Consider the following 15,269-nt stretch of genomic DNA (forward strand, 5'->3'; position numbering starts at 1 on the left):
CGAGGGAGCTTTGGCCTATCCCAGCGGGACTTCCGTGGCGACGCTGTGCCGGGAGCAGGTCATCGCCGACAACTCCGAGATCGGCTGGCTGTGGCCCACCTGCGACAGCTGCAACACCGAAGCGCACCGAATCGCCCGAGAACTGCCCACCACCACGACCGCACGGAGCAACTGACATGGCCACCGCACTGCCCGGCATCATCATGATCACCGCAGGCATCGCGTTCTACCTGCTCGCGATCTACTGGAACACCCACCGCCCTCAGCACTCCGGCAGCGGCGAAGGCGCACTCACGGTCCACCAGCTCATCGCCCACGTCGAAGCCGAACGCCGCCAACGCGAACGAACCGGCCGCCACCGCCTCCGCGAACCCCACCCACAACCACCACCGTCCACACCAGACGCCCCACCCCTCGAACTCCACCACCGCGCCCACGAAGCGCTCCGCCACCCGTAACACCACGCGATTCCCCGCGAAACCACCACAGCCAGAGCCCCGCCGCAGCACGCCCCCGACCACGCGGCCAGGGCTCTACCGGCCGGTCGGCGCAGCGCCCCTCCCCAACGCGCCGACCGGCCACCCCCACTCAGCAACCACCCGGTGAACGGCATCCAACGCGAAAGGCCCGTGAGTGTTTTGTGGGGCTATGGCACCCCAAAGCGCTCACGGGCCTTGTGCAGGCGGAACCGGTGATCAGTACAGGTAGCGCTGGTTCGGGTCGACCTTGACGTGGAGGAGGGTCGGGCCCTGCTTGTCGGCCGCGAACTCCTCGGTGAGGGCTTCGGCCAGGTCCTCCGGGGTTTCGATCAGCTTCGACGGGCAGCCGAGGCTGGTCGCCAGGGCCGTGAAGTCGATGCCGCCGAGCTCCACGCCGGGCAGCTTGTCGCCGCCCGCCGCCTCGCCCAGGACCGCCACCGCGGCGTAGCGCGAGTTGTCCATGATCACGAAGGTGACCGGTGCCTGCTCGCGCACCGCCGTCCACACCGACTGGATGCCGTACATGCTGGAGCCGTCGCCCAGCAGCGCCACCGTGCGCCGCTTCGGGTCGGCCATCGCCACGCCGACCGCCGCGCAGATGCCGTAACCGAGCGCACCGGAGAAGCCGGTGAAGAACCCGCCGTCGGTCGACCGGATCGGGAAGTGCTCGTGCAGGTCGTTGCGGTGGCTGGGCGTCTCCTCCACCACCGCCGCGTCCGCGGGCAGCGCCTCGGAGATCGCGTCGAACACGTAGGCCGCGCTCAGCGGCGTGGCCGCGACCGGCTTCTCCGGCCGGGCGTAGGTCCGCGGCGCGGGCCGCTGCACGTCCTCGACCTGCGCGTTCACCTGCTGCACCGCGTGCGCCAACGTGCTCAGCACGCCGCGCCCCTGGCGGGCTCGGGCCAGCACCTCCGGGTCGTCGTGCACCAGGAACATCTCCGGGAGCTCGACCTCGCTCTCGCCGCGGTACACGTGGTAGGTGAACGCAGGCGCGCCCCACACCACGACCAGGTCGTACTCGGCCAGCTCCGCGGTGAGCGCGCGCTGCTCGGGCTGCAGGAACCCGGCGAACTGCGGGTGGTCCTCCGGGAAGGAGCAGCGCGGCGACATCGGCGCCACCAGCACCGCGGCCTTCGACTTCTCGGCCAGCTGCACCATCTCGTCGACCACCCGGTCGCCGTCCACCGCCGGGCCGACCACGAACGCCGGGCGCTCGCAGCCGCGCAGCGCCTCGGCCAGCTCGGACACCGCGGCCGGATCCGGCGCGAAGCCGGGAGTGCGCGGCCGGGCGGGCACCGGGACGCCGGGCTGATCCCAGTCGTCGGCCGGGATGGACAGGAACACCGGGCCGTACGGCGGCGTGGTGGCCAGCTGGTAGGCGCGCACCAGCGCGGCGGGCACGTCCTCGGCGCGCGCGGGCTCGTAGCTCCACTTCACGTACGGCTGCGGGAAGTTCGGCGCGTCGGTGGCACCGAGGAACGGCTCGCCGAACATCAGGCTGCGGGTCTGCTGGCCCGCCGTGATGATCATCGGCGTGCGGTTGCGGTAGGCGGTGAAGATCGCGCCGAGCGCGTGCCCCACCCCGCCCGCGGAGTGCAGGTTGACCAGCACCGGCTCGCGGCGCGCCTGCGCGAAACCGTCGGCCATCGCGACCACCGCGGACTCCTGCAGGCCGAGCACGTACCGGAAGTCGTCCGGCCAGCCGGTCAGGAACGGCACCTCGGTCGTGCCCGGGTTCCCGAACACGGTGGTCAACCCGAGTTCCCGCATCAGGGTCCGGGTGATGTTACGGACCGTGCGGTCCTCGCTGCGCATCGAAGCCTCCCTCATCATGCGAACAACCCCGCTCACCTGCGAGGTTGTCCCTGCAACGAGAACACATCAGCCAGGTCTGGACCAGATCGCGTTGGTCACTGGCCGGAATCGCGGGGGGCCGAACTGGGCTCTTCCCGCACGAGGTGTCCGAAACCACCTGGTGGTCCCGCACGAGGACCACCGGGTGGGACCTCTCAGGCGGACTTCCAGCAGATGGTCAGGGCAGGCTCGTTCCAGACCATGTAGTACTGGTCGGGATCGCCCTCGGCGCACTCGGGAGGACCGCTGGCGTTGTCGGCCACGGCGGTGATCCGGTGCTTGGCGTCCGGATCCGTGCACGGCACCTTGACCTGGAGCTCGGTCGGCGAATCGGTCCGGCAGTCGCCGACCGCGACGTCCGGCACGAGGCACAGCACGTAGTCGCCGGGCCTTTCCGCCGAGTCGTAGTCATCGCCGCAGCTGGCGCGCCCGTCGAGTTGCTTGGCGACCTTGAAGTCGGACTTCGACGTCCCGCAGGCCGCCGTTTCCCAGTCCGCGCGGGCCATGCTCGGGCTGGTGATGTCGACGCACTCGCCCACGGCGATGCCACCACCGTCGACGCTGCGCAGCAGCGCCAGGACCACGACGCCGACGATGCCGAGGCCCAACGTGCCCACCACGCCGAGGATCTTCTTCCCGACACCGCTCTTCTGCGGCGCAGGGCCACCCGGGTAGCCCTGCGGTGGCGGGCCGCCCGGGTAGCCCTGCGGCGGAATCTGTTGCTGCTGCGGATATCCCGGCGCCGGCACGGGCGGCTGCTGCGGATATCCCTGCGGTGGAACCGGTTGCTGCGGTTGCCCCCACTGCTGCTGAGGCGGTCGGCCCCACTGCGGTTGCTGCTGCGGATGCTGGCCGAACTGCGGTGGCTGAGTCACGGAAATCCCCCAGTGGATGAGCTGAAAACGGCGAAAAACTAGCGAATCCGCCGTTCCTGCGTGATCAGCTCGACCACATTGCAACGCAGCTCACGCCGAGGGGATCAGGCGCCCTTGACGTCGTTGAAGCAGAAGGTCTTCTCCGCGAAGTTGTAGTAGCCGTCGCCCTCGCCGCAGACCTGCGCCGGTTCGCCGCGCGGGGCGACCCTGGTGATCTGGTCCTTCGCCTCGGCGCAGTCGAGCTTCAGCGGGATCTGGTTGCTCGCCTCGTTATAAGGCGTGATGCAGTCGCCCGCCTCGACGTCGAGGACGATGCAGTAGGTCTTGCCGCCGGTGATGTTGCTGTAGTCGTCACCGCACACCGAGCGGTCGGTGCTGTTGGAGACCTTCACGACCTCGTAGTCGGAGTCGATCGAACCGCAGCTGGCCGGGGTCATCTCGCCGCCGCGCTCGTCGGCCAGGTCGATGCAGTCGCCCACCGTGATCGGGCCGGAGTCGACCTCGCTCTCGGTGGTCCGGCTCTGGGTGGGATCAGCGCCGGCCGGCGGCTTCGGGTTCGCCTGCGGACGGCTGTTGACGTTGATGATCATCACGACCACCAGCGTGACCACGCCGATCACCGCGACGCCGGCGCCGATCAGGCCGAGGATGAGCCCGGTGGACTTCTTCTTCGGCGGCTGCGGCGGCTGCGGCGGCTGACTCCCGGCGACGTGGCGCCAGAAGTCGTCGGACTCGTTGGGCGGCGGGTAACCACCGGTCGGATAGCCGCCGGTCGGGTACTGACCACTGGGGTACTGGTTCGAGTACGGCCCCGACTGCGATCCGTAAGGATCCGGCTGCTGTGGGTAGCTCACTGCTCCTCCGTATATTCGTTCACCCCGAGAAGGCTAACCGCCCGCCCGGACTTCGGTGCGCGATCGGCTGATATGGAAGCGTGCGCCACACCGGTCAGGAGCCTTCCCGATCAACAGCATGACCTGCCATTCCGCCTCCGGGAAGCCCGGGGTGCCCGCCCGCCGCCGGGCATCTCGGCGGCCGCTGGGCCGCTCCCGCTGGACACGGCGACCTGGTGTCCACTTCGGACGATCGGGTCGAGGTGCGCGGCAGCGGCTCGCCCCGGACAGCAACGGCGCCGAGGGCGTCGGGCCATCGCTGAGCAGGTGCGGTCGGCAGCGTGCCCCGGCGCACCGCGCGCTCGCCGCTCCGGCTCCACGCCGCCGACCGGGCAAGTACCCTCGTAGGTGTCGTGTGACCAGCGCACACGCCCCGCGCGGGCGTGTCGGCGAGGTCACTGATCGCCTGCGGACCCGAGGGAGCTCGCACCCGTGACCGACGGACCCCTGATCGTCCAGTCCGACAAGACGCTGCTGCTCGAAGTCGACCACGACCTGGCCGACGAGGCGCGCACCGCCATCGCCCCGTTCGCGGAGCTGGAACGCGCCCCGGAGCACGTGCACACCTACCGCATCACCCCGCTGGCGCTGTGGAACGCGCGCGCCGCCGGGCACGACGCGGAGCAGGTGGTCGACGGGCTGGTGCGCTTCTCGCGCTATCCGGTGCCGCAGCCGCTGCTGGTCGACATCGTCGAGACGATGGGCCGCTTCGGGCGGTTGCAGCTGGTCAACGACCCGGCGCACGGGCTGGTGCTGAAGTCCTTCGACCGGGCCGTGCTCGAGGAGATCCTGCGGAACAAGAAGATCACCCCGATGCTCGGCCAGCGCATCGACGACGACACCGTCGTGGTGCACCCCAGCGAGCGCGGGCGGCTCAAGCAGATGCTGCTCAAGGTCAGCTGGCCCGCCGAGGACCTGGCCGGTTACGTCGACGGCGAGGCGCACCCGATCAAGCTGGAGCAGAACGGCTGGGTGCTGCGCGACTACCAGGCGCAGGCGGTGCAGTCGTTCTGGGCGGGCGGCTCGGGCGTCGTGGTGCTGCCCTGCGGCGCGGGAAAGACGCTGGTCGGCGCGGCGGCCATGGCCGAGGCGCAGGCGACCACGCTGATCCTGGTCACCAACACGGTCGCGGGCAGGCAGTGGAAGCGGGAGCTGATCGAGCGGACCTCGCTGACCGAGGAGGAGATCGGCGAGTACTCCGGCGAGAAGAAGGAGATCCGGCCGGTCACCATCGCCACCTACCAGGTGATCACCCGCCGCTCCAAGGGCGAGTACAAGCACCTGGAGCTGTTCGACTCCCGCGACTGGGGCCTGGTCGTCTACGACGAGGTGCACCTGCTGCCCGCGCCGGTGTTCCGGATGACCGCCGACCTGCAGTCCCGGCGGCGCCTCGGGCTGACCGCCACGCTGGTGCGCGAGGACGGCCGCGAGGGCGACGTGTTCTCGCTGATCGGCCCGAAGCGCTACGACGCGCCGTGGAAGGACATCGAGGCGCAGGGCTGGATCGCCCCGGCCGACTGCGTCGAGGTGCGGGTGACGCTGACCGACAACGAGCGCCTGGAGTACGCCACGGCCGAGGCCGAGGAGCGCTACAAGCTGTGCTCCACGGCACGCACCAAGGCCCCGGTGGTCAAGGCGATCCTGGACCGGCACCCGGGCGAGCCGTCGCTGGTCATCGGCGCCTACCTGGACCAGCTGCACGACCTCGGCGCGGCGCTGGACGCGCCGATCGTGGAGGGCTCGACGAAGAACAAGGAGCGCGAGGCGCTGTTCGACGCCTTCCGCAACGGGGAGATCAACCGGCTGGTGGTCTCGAAGGTCGCGAACTTCTCCATCGACCTGCCGGAGGCCTCGGTGGCGGTGCAGGTGTCGGGCACCTTCGGGTCGCGGCAGGAGGAGGCGCAGCGGCTCGGCAGGCTGCTGCGGCCGAAGGCCGACGGCAAGCAGGCGCACTTCTACTCGGTGGTCTCGCGGGACACGCTGGACACCGATTACGCGGCGCACCGGCAGCGGTTCCTCGCCGAGCAGGGCTACGCGTACCGGATCGTCGACGCCGACGACCTGCTCGGTCCGCCGATCCCGGACGTCGGGTGAGGACAATTCCGGGACTTACCCGATCAGCTGTCACCCAAATGTGTCCACGCTGGGACCGGTAGCCGCTACGGTTGCGGTGGACGCACGCGAGCTGACCAGGCACGTCGGTCCAGATGCGCCGAACCGCGGAGCGCAGCGACGACCGGTGATACGCGGCTGACGGAACGCCTGGGGGAAGACGGGTGCGGGCGCGCACCGCAGGCAGGGACCATGGAGATCGGATGACCACCGAGCACGAACGCACCGCCCTCGGCGGCGCGCACCGGTTCGTCGGGCTCGCGGAGAACCTCGAACGCCACGCCGGGACGCCGACGGCGGCCGAACCCCCGAACGCGCGCGGCACCAACCGCGGCTACGGGCTCGTCTTCTTCAACCTGGAGAAGTACCACCTGACCACGGTGATCAGCAGCGGCCTGCGCTTCCAGCCGCTGGGCGCCGAACCGGCCCAGGAACTGGCCTGCACGGTCTACAAGGAGCAGGCCGAGGCCGCGCGGCACCTGGTCGACCTCACCGCCGAGGTGCTGGTGCAGCAGCGCACCTTCCTGGTGCCCGACCAGATCGTGCCGAACGAGGAGCCGCTGCTGCCGGGCACCGAGTTCCACGGCGTGCTGGCCAGCGGCCACCCGATGTTCGCGCCGGAGTTCACCAGGTTCACCGACCCGGACGGCGTCGAGCAGCTCCAGGTGTTCACCCTGCTCCCGGTGACGCTCGGCGAGCTGAACTACATCCTCGACAACGGGGTGACGGCGCTGCGCCAGCAGTGGGCCCGCTTCGAGGTCGACGTCTTCGACCTCGGACGCCCCAGCGTCGCTTGAGAGGCGGTCAGGCGCAGTCGTGGACGTCGCTGGCGCCGACGCGATCACCACGTCCGCAGCGCCGCCGCCCTGATCGATGATCAGCTCCTCGTCGTCGGCCGGACCGGCGCGATCCCGTCCATCTCCGGCACCGCGGGCAGCAGGCCGAGCGCCGCAACGGCGATGACCGCGCTGGTCGGAATCCCTCGCATCGCGCCCCCGATCCGGTCGCGGGCGGAGCTACCAGCGCGGCGATGGTGGTTCGGACTAATGCGTGAACCTTCATCGATGCATTTCCCGGCCCGCTGCTCCGCACGGGTGCAGCCCGGCACCGCGTCCCCTGGCACGCCGTGGCGGCGGCGGGGTGACAGGATCGGGGCCATGACGATCGACCTCGCGGAACTGGATGCGGTTCGGGTCTACGCGCTGCCGATGCGCAACAGGTTCCGCGGGGTGACGGTCCGGCGCGGAGTACTGCTCAGCGGCCCGGCCGGGTGGGGCGAGTTCTGCCCCTTCGAGGACTACGACGACGCCCAGTCGGTGCCGTGGCTGACGGCCGCGCTCGAGGCCTGCACCGATCCCTGGCCGGAGCCGGTGCGCACCAGCATCCCGGTGAACTGCACGGTTCCGGCGGTGTCGGCGGACAAGGCGCACGCGATCGTCGCGGCATCGGGTTGCCGCACGGCGAAGGTCAAGGTCGCCGAGCCCGGGCAGGCAGCGGGCGACGACGTCGAGCGCGTCGCCGCCGTGCGCGACGCGCTGGGCCCGGACGGCGCGATCCGCATCGACGCCAACGCCGCGTGGGACGTCGACACGGCCGTCGCCAGGATCCGCGAACTGGACCGGGCGGCCGGTGGTCTGGAATACGCCGAGCAGCCCTGCCCGACGGTGGACGAGCTCGCCGCCGTCCGCCGCCAGGTGGACGTGCGCATCGCGGCGGACGAGAGCATCCGCCGCGCCGAAGATCCGCTGCGCGTCGCGGTGGCCGGAGCCGCGGACGTGGCGATCATCAAGGCGACGCCGCTGGGCGGCGTGCGGCGCGCGCTGCAGGTGGCCGAGGCGTGCGGGCTGCCGTGCGTGGTGTCATCGGCGGTGGAGACGAGCATCGGCCTCGCCGCCCAGCTCGCCCTGGCCGGGGCCCTGCCGGAACTCCCGTTCGCCTGCGGCCTGGGCACGATGGCGCTCCTGGACGGCGACGTCGTCGCGAACTCCCTGCTCCCGGCGAACGGCCACCTCCCGGTGCTCCGCCGCCCCCCGGAACCGGACCCGGCCCTGGTAGCGGCGGCAACGCCCACAGCCGACGTCCAGCACTACTGGCTGGAACGCCTCACCCGCGTCAACGCCCTCCGCTGCGCCTGACGCGCCGGGAAAGCCGCGGCACCCTGGGCCACGTCGCCAACTCTGGCTCCGTTTCCGCTGGTAACAGCCCGTGAGTGCTTTGTGGTGCTATAGCCCCTCAAAGCACTCACGGGACCTGACCAGCGGAAACGGGACCGATGATGGTCTCGCGCAACGCCTCGGCCGCCGGGCGACGGGATCAGGCGCGACGACGACGGCGACGACGGACGAGGCGGAAGACGATGCCGAGAGCGACGACCGCGACCGCGAGCGGGGCGAGGCGCTTGAGGACCGGAGCCCCGGCCGTGCCGAGCAGGTCGATCGCGTCGTCCGACGCCGCGCCGCCTCCGGCGGTCGCTGCCTCCCGCCGCGAAGGCTCCGCCTTCGCCGGGCTCGCGGGCTCGCCCTGACCGCCTGCCGGCGTGACCCGCCAGCTCGGCTTCGCCGCGCCTGCGGCGCTCGAAGCCTTCGTCTCCTTCGCCTCCGCGGGCTTCGCCGCTGCGGCTTCGGCCTTCTCGGGCTCCGCCTCGGCTCCGCCGGGCTTCGCTTCGCCGGGCTTCGCCCCGGCTGCACCGGTCGGCTGCGCCGATCCGGCCGCCGGCTTGGCCTCGGCGGGGGCGCCTTCCTCGGTGAGCTGCTTGGCGAGGTTGGCCGCGAACTGGTTCAGGATCTTGCCGCCGACCTCGGAGATCAGGCCGCGGCCCAGCTGCGCGGGCTTGCCGGTGACCTTCAGGTCGGTGTCCACCGTGACCGCGGTGGTGTCGCCTTCGGACGTCAGCACCGCGGCCACCGTCGCCGCGGCGGTGCCGCTGCCGCGGGAGTCCTTGCCGCTGGCGTCGATCACCACGCGGCGGGCGTCCTCGTCGATCTCCTTGAAGGTGCCGGTTCCCTTGTAGAGCAGCGTCACCGGGCCGAGCTTGACCTTCACCGAGCCGGAGAACTCGTTGCCCTCGGCCTTGGTGAGGGTCGCGCCGGGCATGCACGGTGCGACCCGCTCCGGGTCGAGCAGCGCCTGCCAGGCCACCTCGACCGGCACCGGAACGCTGAACTGGTGCTGCATCTGCACGGGGAGTCCTCCTGGTTCGAACGAACTCGGCCCGGCGGGACGGGCCGTCCTCTCTGCTGAGGCATCAGCTTCCAGCTTCCCAGCCTCGGCGGCCGACCTCTACCCCGTTCGGATCATCGAGCGGCATCCATGATCACCACCACGACCCGGACCGGCCACGCATTCCACCGTCCTCACGACACCAACCCCACCCGACCGGGCGACCCAGTCGCACAACGCACACCCTCCGCAGGCCCCACCACCCGCCGTCAACTCACGCCCGTCACCACTTCCTGCGCAATTTCAATGGAAATCGGAGGTCTGATTTCCATTGAAATTGACTGCCACGTCGGCGTGTCGGCCAACGACACGCCGACGTGGCGCAACTTCCATTGAAATCAGCTCTTCGATTTCCATTGAAATTGCACAAGTCGTCTCCGGAGCTGGCGAGGTCTGCGCGGCCCGTCGGAGTGTCGGGGACCGGACGCACCGGGGGTGCGTCCGGGAGGGGACTTGGGACCACCACGACGTTCCTCGTCCGGGGCAAGAGGACCTCGCGGATCTAGGACTTCGACTCTCACTTCACAGCGGACTCCCGTCCTGGCCGCGGCTCCCCGCCGGGCAGCCGGGCCAAGCCAGACCAAGCCGGGCCGGGCAGGCGGGCTGGGACGGGGAGCCAAACCGGGGGACGGACAGCCAAGCCAAACCGAGCCAGCAGGCCAAGCCAGACCGAGCCAGGCAGCCAGACCGAGCCAGGCAGCCAGACCGAGCCAGGCAGCCGGGCCGGGGGCAGGCAGCCGGGCCGGGGGCAGGCAGCCGGGCCGGGGGCGGGCAGCCGGGCCGGGGGCGGGTCTTGACGGCCAAGCCGGGTGGCTTGGCCGTCAAGGCCGCGGGGTCAGCCGGAGGCTGCGGTGAGGACCGCTCTGCCGGTGAGGACTTCCGCGAGGTGCGAGCGGTAGTCGACGTCGGCGCTGGCGTCGGCCGTCGGGCTGGTGCCCTCCGTGGCGTGGCGGGCCGCCGCGCGGATCGCCTCCGGCGTGGCCGGTTGACCGACGAGGGCCTGCTCGACGCCGGTCGCGCGGATCGGCGTCGGGCCCATGTTGGTCAGGCCGATGCGGGCCTCGGCGATCTGCCCGTCGGCGACGCGCACCGCGGCCGCCACGCCGACGATCGACCACGCCTGGGCCACGCGGTTGAACTTCTCGTAGTGCGCGCGCCACCCGGTCCACTTCGGCACCCGCACCTCGACCAGCAGTTCGGCCGGTTCCAGCGCGGTGGTGAAGTAGTCGGTGAAGAACTCCGCGGCGGGCACGGTGCGCTGACCGGAGGGCCCGACCAGCACCATCTCCGCGTCCAGCGCCAGCGCCGGGGCGGGCAGGTCACCGGCCGGATCGGCGTGCGCGAGCGAGCCGCCGAAGGTGCCGCGGTGGCGCACCTGCGGGTCGGCGACCGTGCGGGTGGCCAGCGCGATCAGCTCGGCGTGCTGCCGCACCAGCGGATCCCGCAGCACGTCGTGGTGGGTCGTCATCGCGCCGATCACCAGCGCGTCGCCGTCCTCGCGGACTCCGCGCATGTCCTCGACGCGGCCGAGGTCGACCAGCAGCTGCGGGTCGGCCAGCCGCATCCGCAGCACCGGCAGCAGGCTCTGCCCACCGGCCAGCACCTTGGCCTCGTCGCCGAACTCGGCGAGCGCGGCCACCGCTTCCTCCACTGTGGAGGGAGCGACGTACTCGAACTGGGCGGGGATCACCGGGCACCTCCCTGGGGATTCACCGAACCGAGACCGCCACCGGCTTCCGGTGCGGTGGCACCGCTTTCACGCGCACCCGTCACGGCGCGCCACACCCGCTGCGGCGAGCACGGCATCTCCACGTCGTTGACGCCCATCGGTCGCAGCGCGTCGACCACCGCGTTCACCACCGCGGGCGTCGAGGCGATGGTGCCGGCCTCGCCGACTCCCTTGACGCCCAAGACGTTCGACGTCGCGCGGGTTTCGGTGCGGTCGGTGATGAACTCCGGCAGGTCGGCCGCCGAGGGCACCAGGTAGTCGGCCAGCGTGGCGGTGGTCAGGGTGCCGGTCTCGTCGTACACGGCCTCCTCGAACAGCGCCTGCGCGATGCCCTGCGCCAGCCCGCCGTGCACTTGGCCCTCCACGATCAGCGGGTTGATCACGGCGCCGATGTCGTCCACGCAGACGTACTTGCGGATCTTCACCATGCCGGTCTCGGTGTCCACTTCGGTCGCGCACAGGTGCGTGCCGTGCGGGAAGGAGAAGTTCTCCGGGTCGAAGGTGGCATCGGCGTCGAGGTTCGGCTCCACCCCGTCGGGCAGGTCGTGCGCGGCGAACGCGGCCAGCGCGACCTCGCCGAGCGCGGTGCCCCGGTCGGTGCCGCGCACACCGAAGCGGCCCGCGGTGAACTCCACGTCGTCCTCACCGCACTCCAGCAGGTGCGCGGCGATCTTCTTGGCCTTCTCCACGACCTTGTCGGCGGCCTGCACCACCGCCATGCCGCCCACCGCCAGCGACCGCGAACCGTAGGTGTCCAGGCCCTTCGGCGAGACCTGGGTGTCGCCGTGCAGCACCTCGACGTCCTCGAACGGCACGCCCAGCCGGTCGGCCACGATCTGGCTCCACGCCGTCTCGTGCCCCTGACCGTGCGGCGAGGTCCCGGTGACGACCTCCACCTTGCCGGTCGGCAGCACGCGGATCGACGCGTGCTCCCACCCGCCGGCGCCGTAGGACAGCGAACCGAGCACCCGCGACGGGGCCAGCCCGCACATCTCGGTGAACGTCGAGATGCCGATGCCCAGCTGCACCGGATCACCGCTGCGCCGACGCTCCTCCTGCTCCGCGCGCAGCGCCTCGTAGCCGAACAGCTCCATCGCCTTGTCGGTGGCGGCCTCGTAGTTGCCGGAGTCGTAGGTCAGCCCGGCGACCGTGTCGTACGGGAACTCCTCGTGCGCGATCCAGTTCTTGCGCCGCACCTCCATCGGGTCCACGCCGAGCTCGGCGGCCAGCTCGTCCATCATCCGCTCGATGGCGAAGGTCGCCTCCGGCCGCCCGGCGCCGCGGTAGGCGTCGGTGGGCGTCTTGTTGGTGAACACGTTGGTGCAGCTGAAGTGGTAGGCGGGGATCTTGTAGATCGAGTTGAACATGAACGCGCCGAGGATCGGGATGCCCGGCGTGACCAGGCGCAGGTAGGCGCCCATGTCGGCGAGCAGCTCGACCTTCAGCCCGGTGATCCGGCCGTCCCGGTCGGCCGCCATCGACAGCTTCTGCACCTGGTCGCGGCCGTGGTGCGCGGAAACCATCGTCTCGGAGCGGGATTCGGTCCACTTCACCGGTTTGCCGAGCTTGCGGGCCAGCACGAAGGCGATGAACTCCTCCGGCGTCACCTGCAGCTTGCCGCCGAAACCGCCGCCCACGTCCGGGGCGATGACCCGGATCTTCTGCTCCGGCACGCCCAGCGACATGGCCAGCATCAGCCGCAGGATGTGCGGCACCTGGGTGGCCGACCACATGGTGATCTGCTCGCCCGTCGGGTCGACGACCACCGAGCGCGGCTCCATGAAGGCGGGGATCAGCCGCTGCTGCCGGAAGGTCCGCTCGACGCGCACCTCCGCGCTGCGCAGCGCCTCCTCGACCGAGCCGCCGGTGCCCGCCTCCGCCGAGTCGAACGTCCAGGTGGCGTTGCGGTTGGTGCCCAGGTCCTCGTGCACCAGCGGGGAGTCCGCTTGCAGCGCGGATTCCATGTCCAGCACCACGGGCAGGTCGTCGTAGTCGACGTCGATGACGTCCAGCGCATCGCGCGCCTCGGCCGCGCTGCGGGCCGCGACGACCGCGACCGCCTCCCCGGCGAAGCGCACCTCGTCGACCGCGATCGGCGGCGCCACCGGCGCCTTCATGTCCTCGGTGATCGGCCACGCGCACGGCAGGCTGCCCTGCTCGTCGGCGAGATCGCGACCGGTGAACACCGCGACCACACCGGACATCCGGCGCGCGGCCGCGGTGTCGATCGACCTGATGCGGGCGTGCGCGACCGGGCTGCGCAGGACCGCCAGGTGCAGGGTGCCCGCGGGGTTGAGGTTGTCGGTCCAGCGGGTGCGGCCGGTGATCAGCCGCGCGTCCTCCTTGCGCTTTCGGGCGCGTCCCAGTTCGGGTTCCAGCACCGAGGTCATGACTGGCGGCCTCCCGTCACCTTCGGCTCGGCGTGCTCGTCGGCGGGCGTTCGCGGCGCCGGGGTGTCCTCGGTGTGCTCCATCTCCGGGCCGGCTCCGGGTCGCATGCGCTGCGCGGCGTCGGAGACCGCGCGGACGATGTTCTGGTACCCGGTGCAGCGGCAGAGGTTGCCCTCCATGCCCTCCCGGATCTGCTGGTCGTCGGGTTCGCGCACCTCGGCCAGCAGGTCGAGCGCCTGCATGATCATCCCGGGAGTGCAGAACCCGCACTGCAGGGCGTGGTTGTCGTGGAAGGCCTGCTGCAGCGGGTGCAGCCTGCCGTCCTGGGCGAGCCCTTCGACGGTGGTCACGTCGTGCCCGTCGGCCTGCACGGCGAGGACCGAGCACGACTTCACGCTGCGGCCGTCGAGGTGGACGGTGCACGCGCCGCAGTTGCTGGTGTCGCAACCGATGACGGTGCCCACCTTGCCTGCTCGTTCGCGGAGGTACTGGACGAGCAGCATGCGCGGCTCGACCTCATCGGTGTAGTGGGTGCCGTCTACGTTGACGGTGATGCGCGGCATTTGGGCGGCCTCCTCGGAGGGACTGGCCCGCGGTGCGCGGACGGTCGGGAACTCGGACTACTCCGCCTGGGTGACGGGCGTCACATCGATAGAGCCTGCTACGCCACACGGACCCGAGCAAGCGCGCAAAAGAATGGCCGTTCAGTCGCACCGAGTAGCCGTCAGGACCACCGCGGCGAGTCCTCTTCGGATGCGACCTCCCCGGCACCGCGGCGCGCACCCGGAAAAGCCGTTGAAAATCCCGGGAAATCCGCCCTATCGTCCGCTCCGGGAGGACAGTCGATGACGACACCGCAGGAATACGCGCACCATTCCCGCTACACCGATCCGGGCCGCTACGCGCCGCTGCTCGACCAGTTGCCAGCGGACGTCCGGCAGGTCGCGGAGGTGGTGCGCGGCCTCGTCGTGCACTACCGGGGCGAGGGCATCCCGTTCACCGGTGATCGGCTGGCCGAGGTCGACTCGCGCTGGACCGAGCGGCTGCTCGCCACCGATCAGCGCAGGTTCCCGCCGGACCTGGTCGCGCCGCGCCCGCTGGAGCAGCGGCTGGTCGGGTGCTGCCGGGACGCCGCCCTGCTGACCGTCGCGGCACTGCGCCACCACCGGATCCCGGCGCGCAGCCGCGTCGGGTTCGCCGCCTACTTCCACGAGGGCTTCCACGCCGACCACGTGATCGTCGAGCACTGGGACGGGCAGCGCTGGGTGTTCGCCGATCCCCAGCTCGACCAGGCGGACTGGCCGTTCGACGTCTGCGACATGCCCCGCTCGGACCCGGCGCCGTTCGTCACGGCGGCGCAGATCTGGACCGACCACCGGAGCGGGCGGATCGACGTGGAGCGCTGCGGTGTCGGCCCCGACCACCCGATGCGCGGCGCCTGGTTCGCGGGCAACTACGTGCTCCGCGAACTGGCGCACCGCCGCCGCGACGAACTCCTGCTCTGGGACTTCTGGGGCGCGATGACGACCACCGACGACGGCCTCGACCTGGACCTCGTCGACGAGATCGCCGCACTGCTGCTCGCCGCCGACAACGGCGACGAGGCCGCCGAACGCGAACTGGCCCACCGCTACGCCACCGACCCGAGGCTCAACCCGGGCGACCGCGTGCACTGCCAATCCCCCTCGGGCCTGGACGCCCTGGTCGCCCTCACCTGA

At 71.1% G+C, this 15,269-nt stretch carries 12 protein-coding genes; 5 read left to right on the plus strand and 7 right to left on the minus strand.

All coding sequences use genetic code 11. The annotated features are described in order from the left end of the window. The first annotated feature begins 176 nt into the window (after positions 1 to 176). Entirely contained in the window at positions 177 to 458 is a 282-nt protein-coding gene (locus C4T78_RS34440) for a hypothetical protein (RefSeq protein ID WP_103908194.1), read from the plus strand. A 237-nt stretch (positions 459 to 695) separates the two neighbouring features. On the opposite strand, the gene mdlC is transcribed toward C4T78_RS34440, so the two are convergent. From mdlC to C4T78_RS34455, 3 genes are all read right to left on the minus strand, one after another. Then, on the minus strand, positions 696 to 2,294 hold the full coding sequence (gene mdlC / locus C4T78_RS34445; RefSeq protein ID WP_093357831.1) for a benzoylformate decarboxylase: 1,599 nt from the start codon (positions 2,292 to 2,294) through the stop codon (positions 696 to 698). Positions 2,295 to 2,488: 194 nt separating this feature from the next. Beyond that, on the minus strand, positions 2,489 to 3,208 hold the full coding sequence (locus tag C4T78_RS34450; protein WP_143186037.1) for an LppU/SCO3897 family protein: 720 nt from the start codon (positions 3,206 to 3,208) through the stop codon (positions 2,489 to 2,491). 104 nt (positions 3,209 to 3,312) lie between these two features. Beyond that, complete coding sequence (locus C4T78_RS34455; protein ID WP_093357829.1) at positions 3,313 to 4,062, minus strand: LppU/SCO3897 family protein; 750 nt, start codon at positions 4,060 to 4,062, stop codon at positions 3,313 to 3,315. 471 nt (positions 4,063 to 4,533) lie between these two features. On the opposite strand from C4T78_RS34455, the gene C4T78_RS34460 reads away from it, so the two are divergent. The 3 genes from C4T78_RS34460 (at position 4,534) to C4T78_RS34470 (ending at position 8,348) form a co-directional block, all read left to right on the plus strand. Further along, positions 4,534 to 6,195, plus strand: coding sequence for a DNA repair helicase XPB (locus C4T78_RS34460; protein WP_093357828.1), 1,662 nt, complete (start codon positions 4,534 to 4,536; stop codon positions 6,193 to 6,195). Positions 6,196 to 6,416: 221 nt separating this feature from the next. Further along, positions 6,417 to 7,010 (plus strand): suppressor of fused domain protein, encoded by a 594-nt coding sequence (locus C4T78_RS34465; RefSeq protein WP_093158359.1) that lies wholly within the window; start codon positions 6,417 to 6,419, stop codon positions 7,008 to 7,010. Positions 7,011 to 7,370: 360 nt separating this feature from the next. Beyond that, complete coding sequence (locus C4T78_RS34470; RefSeq protein WP_093357827.1) at positions 7,371 to 8,348, plus strand: o-succinylbenzoate synthase; 978 nt, start codon at positions 7,371 to 7,373, stop codon at positions 8,346 to 8,348. Between the two features lie 178 nt (positions 8,349 to 8,526). Here the strand turns inward: C4T78_RS34470 and C4T78_RS34475 are convergent, their stop codons facing one another. From C4T78_RS34475 to C4T78_RS34490, 4 genes are all read right to left on the minus strand, one after another. Continuing rightward, complete coding sequence (locus C4T78_RS34475; RefSeq protein ID WP_093357826.1) at positions 8,527 to 9,393, minus strand: SRPBCC family protein; 867 nt, start codon at positions 9,391 to 9,393, stop codon at positions 8,527 to 8,529. Positions 9,394 to 10,267: 874 nt separating this feature from the next. After that, positions 10,268 to 11,122, minus strand: a complete 855-nt coding sequence (locus C4T78_RS34480; RefSeq protein ID WP_093357825.1) for an FAD binding domain-containing protein — start codon at positions 11,120 to 11,122, stop codon at positions 10,268 to 10,270. After that, positions 11,119 to 13,551 (minus strand): xanthine dehydrogenase family protein molybdopterin-binding subunit, encoded by a 2,433-nt coding sequence (locus C4T78_RS34485; RefSeq protein ID WP_093357824.1) that lies wholly within the window; start codon positions 13,549 to 13,551, stop codon positions 11,119 to 11,121. Before C4T78_RS34485 ends, C4T78_RS34480 begins: the two co-directional genes overlap by 4 nt. Continuing rightward, positions 13,548 to 14,114 (minus strand): (2Fe-2S)-binding protein, encoded by a 567-nt coding sequence (locus C4T78_RS34490; protein ID WP_093357823.1) that lies wholly within the window; start codon positions 14,112 to 14,114, stop codon positions 13,548 to 13,550. Before C4T78_RS34490 ends, C4T78_RS34485 begins: the two co-directional genes overlap by 4 nt. 282 nt (positions 14,115 to 14,396) lie before the next feature. On the opposite strand from C4T78_RS34490, the gene C4T78_RS34495 reads away from it, so the two are divergent. Beyond that, entirely contained in the window at positions 14,397 to 15,269 is an 873-nt protein-coding gene (locus tag C4T78_RS34495) for a transglutaminase-like domain-containing protein (RefSeq protein ID WP_093357822.1), read from the plus strand.

The sequence above is a fragment of the Saccharopolyspora kobensis genome (assembly GCF_900108315.1).
Lineage (GTDB): Bacteria > Actinomycetota > Actinomycetes > Mycobacteriales > Pseudonocardiaceae > Saccharopolyspora > Saccharopolyspora kobensis.

What these genes read in the sequence shown, in the direction of transcription:
- C4T78_RS34470 (WP_093357827.1), top strand. Translation starts at nt 7,371, where the DNA reads ATGACGATCGACCTCGCGGAACTGGATGCGGTTCGGGTCTACGCGCTG.
- mdlC (WP_093357831.1), bottom strand. Translation starts at nt 2,294, where the DNA reads ATGCGCAGCGAGGACCGCACGGTCCGTAACATCACCCGGACCCTGATG.
- C4T78_RS34490 (WP_093357823.1), bottom strand. Translation starts at nt 14,114, where the DNA reads ATGCCGCGCATCACCGTCAACGTAGACGGCACCCACTACACCGATGAG.
- C4T78_RS34495 (WP_093357822.1), top strand. Translation starts at nt 14,397, where the DNA reads ATGACGACACCGCAGGAATACGCGCACCATTCCCGCTACACCGATCCG.
- C4T78_RS34465 (WP_093158359.1), top strand. Translation starts at nt 6,417, where the DNA reads ATGACCACCGAGCACGAACGCACCGCCCTCGGCGGCGCGCACCGGTTC.
- C4T78_RS34440 (WP_103908194.1), top strand. Translation starts at nt 177, where the DNA reads ATGGCCACCGCACTGCCCGGCATCATCATGATCACCGCAGGCATCGCG.
- C4T78_RS34485 (WP_093357824.1), bottom strand. Translation starts at nt 13,551, where the DNA reads ATGACCTCGGTGCTGGAACCCGAACTGGGACGCGCCCGAAAGCGCAAG.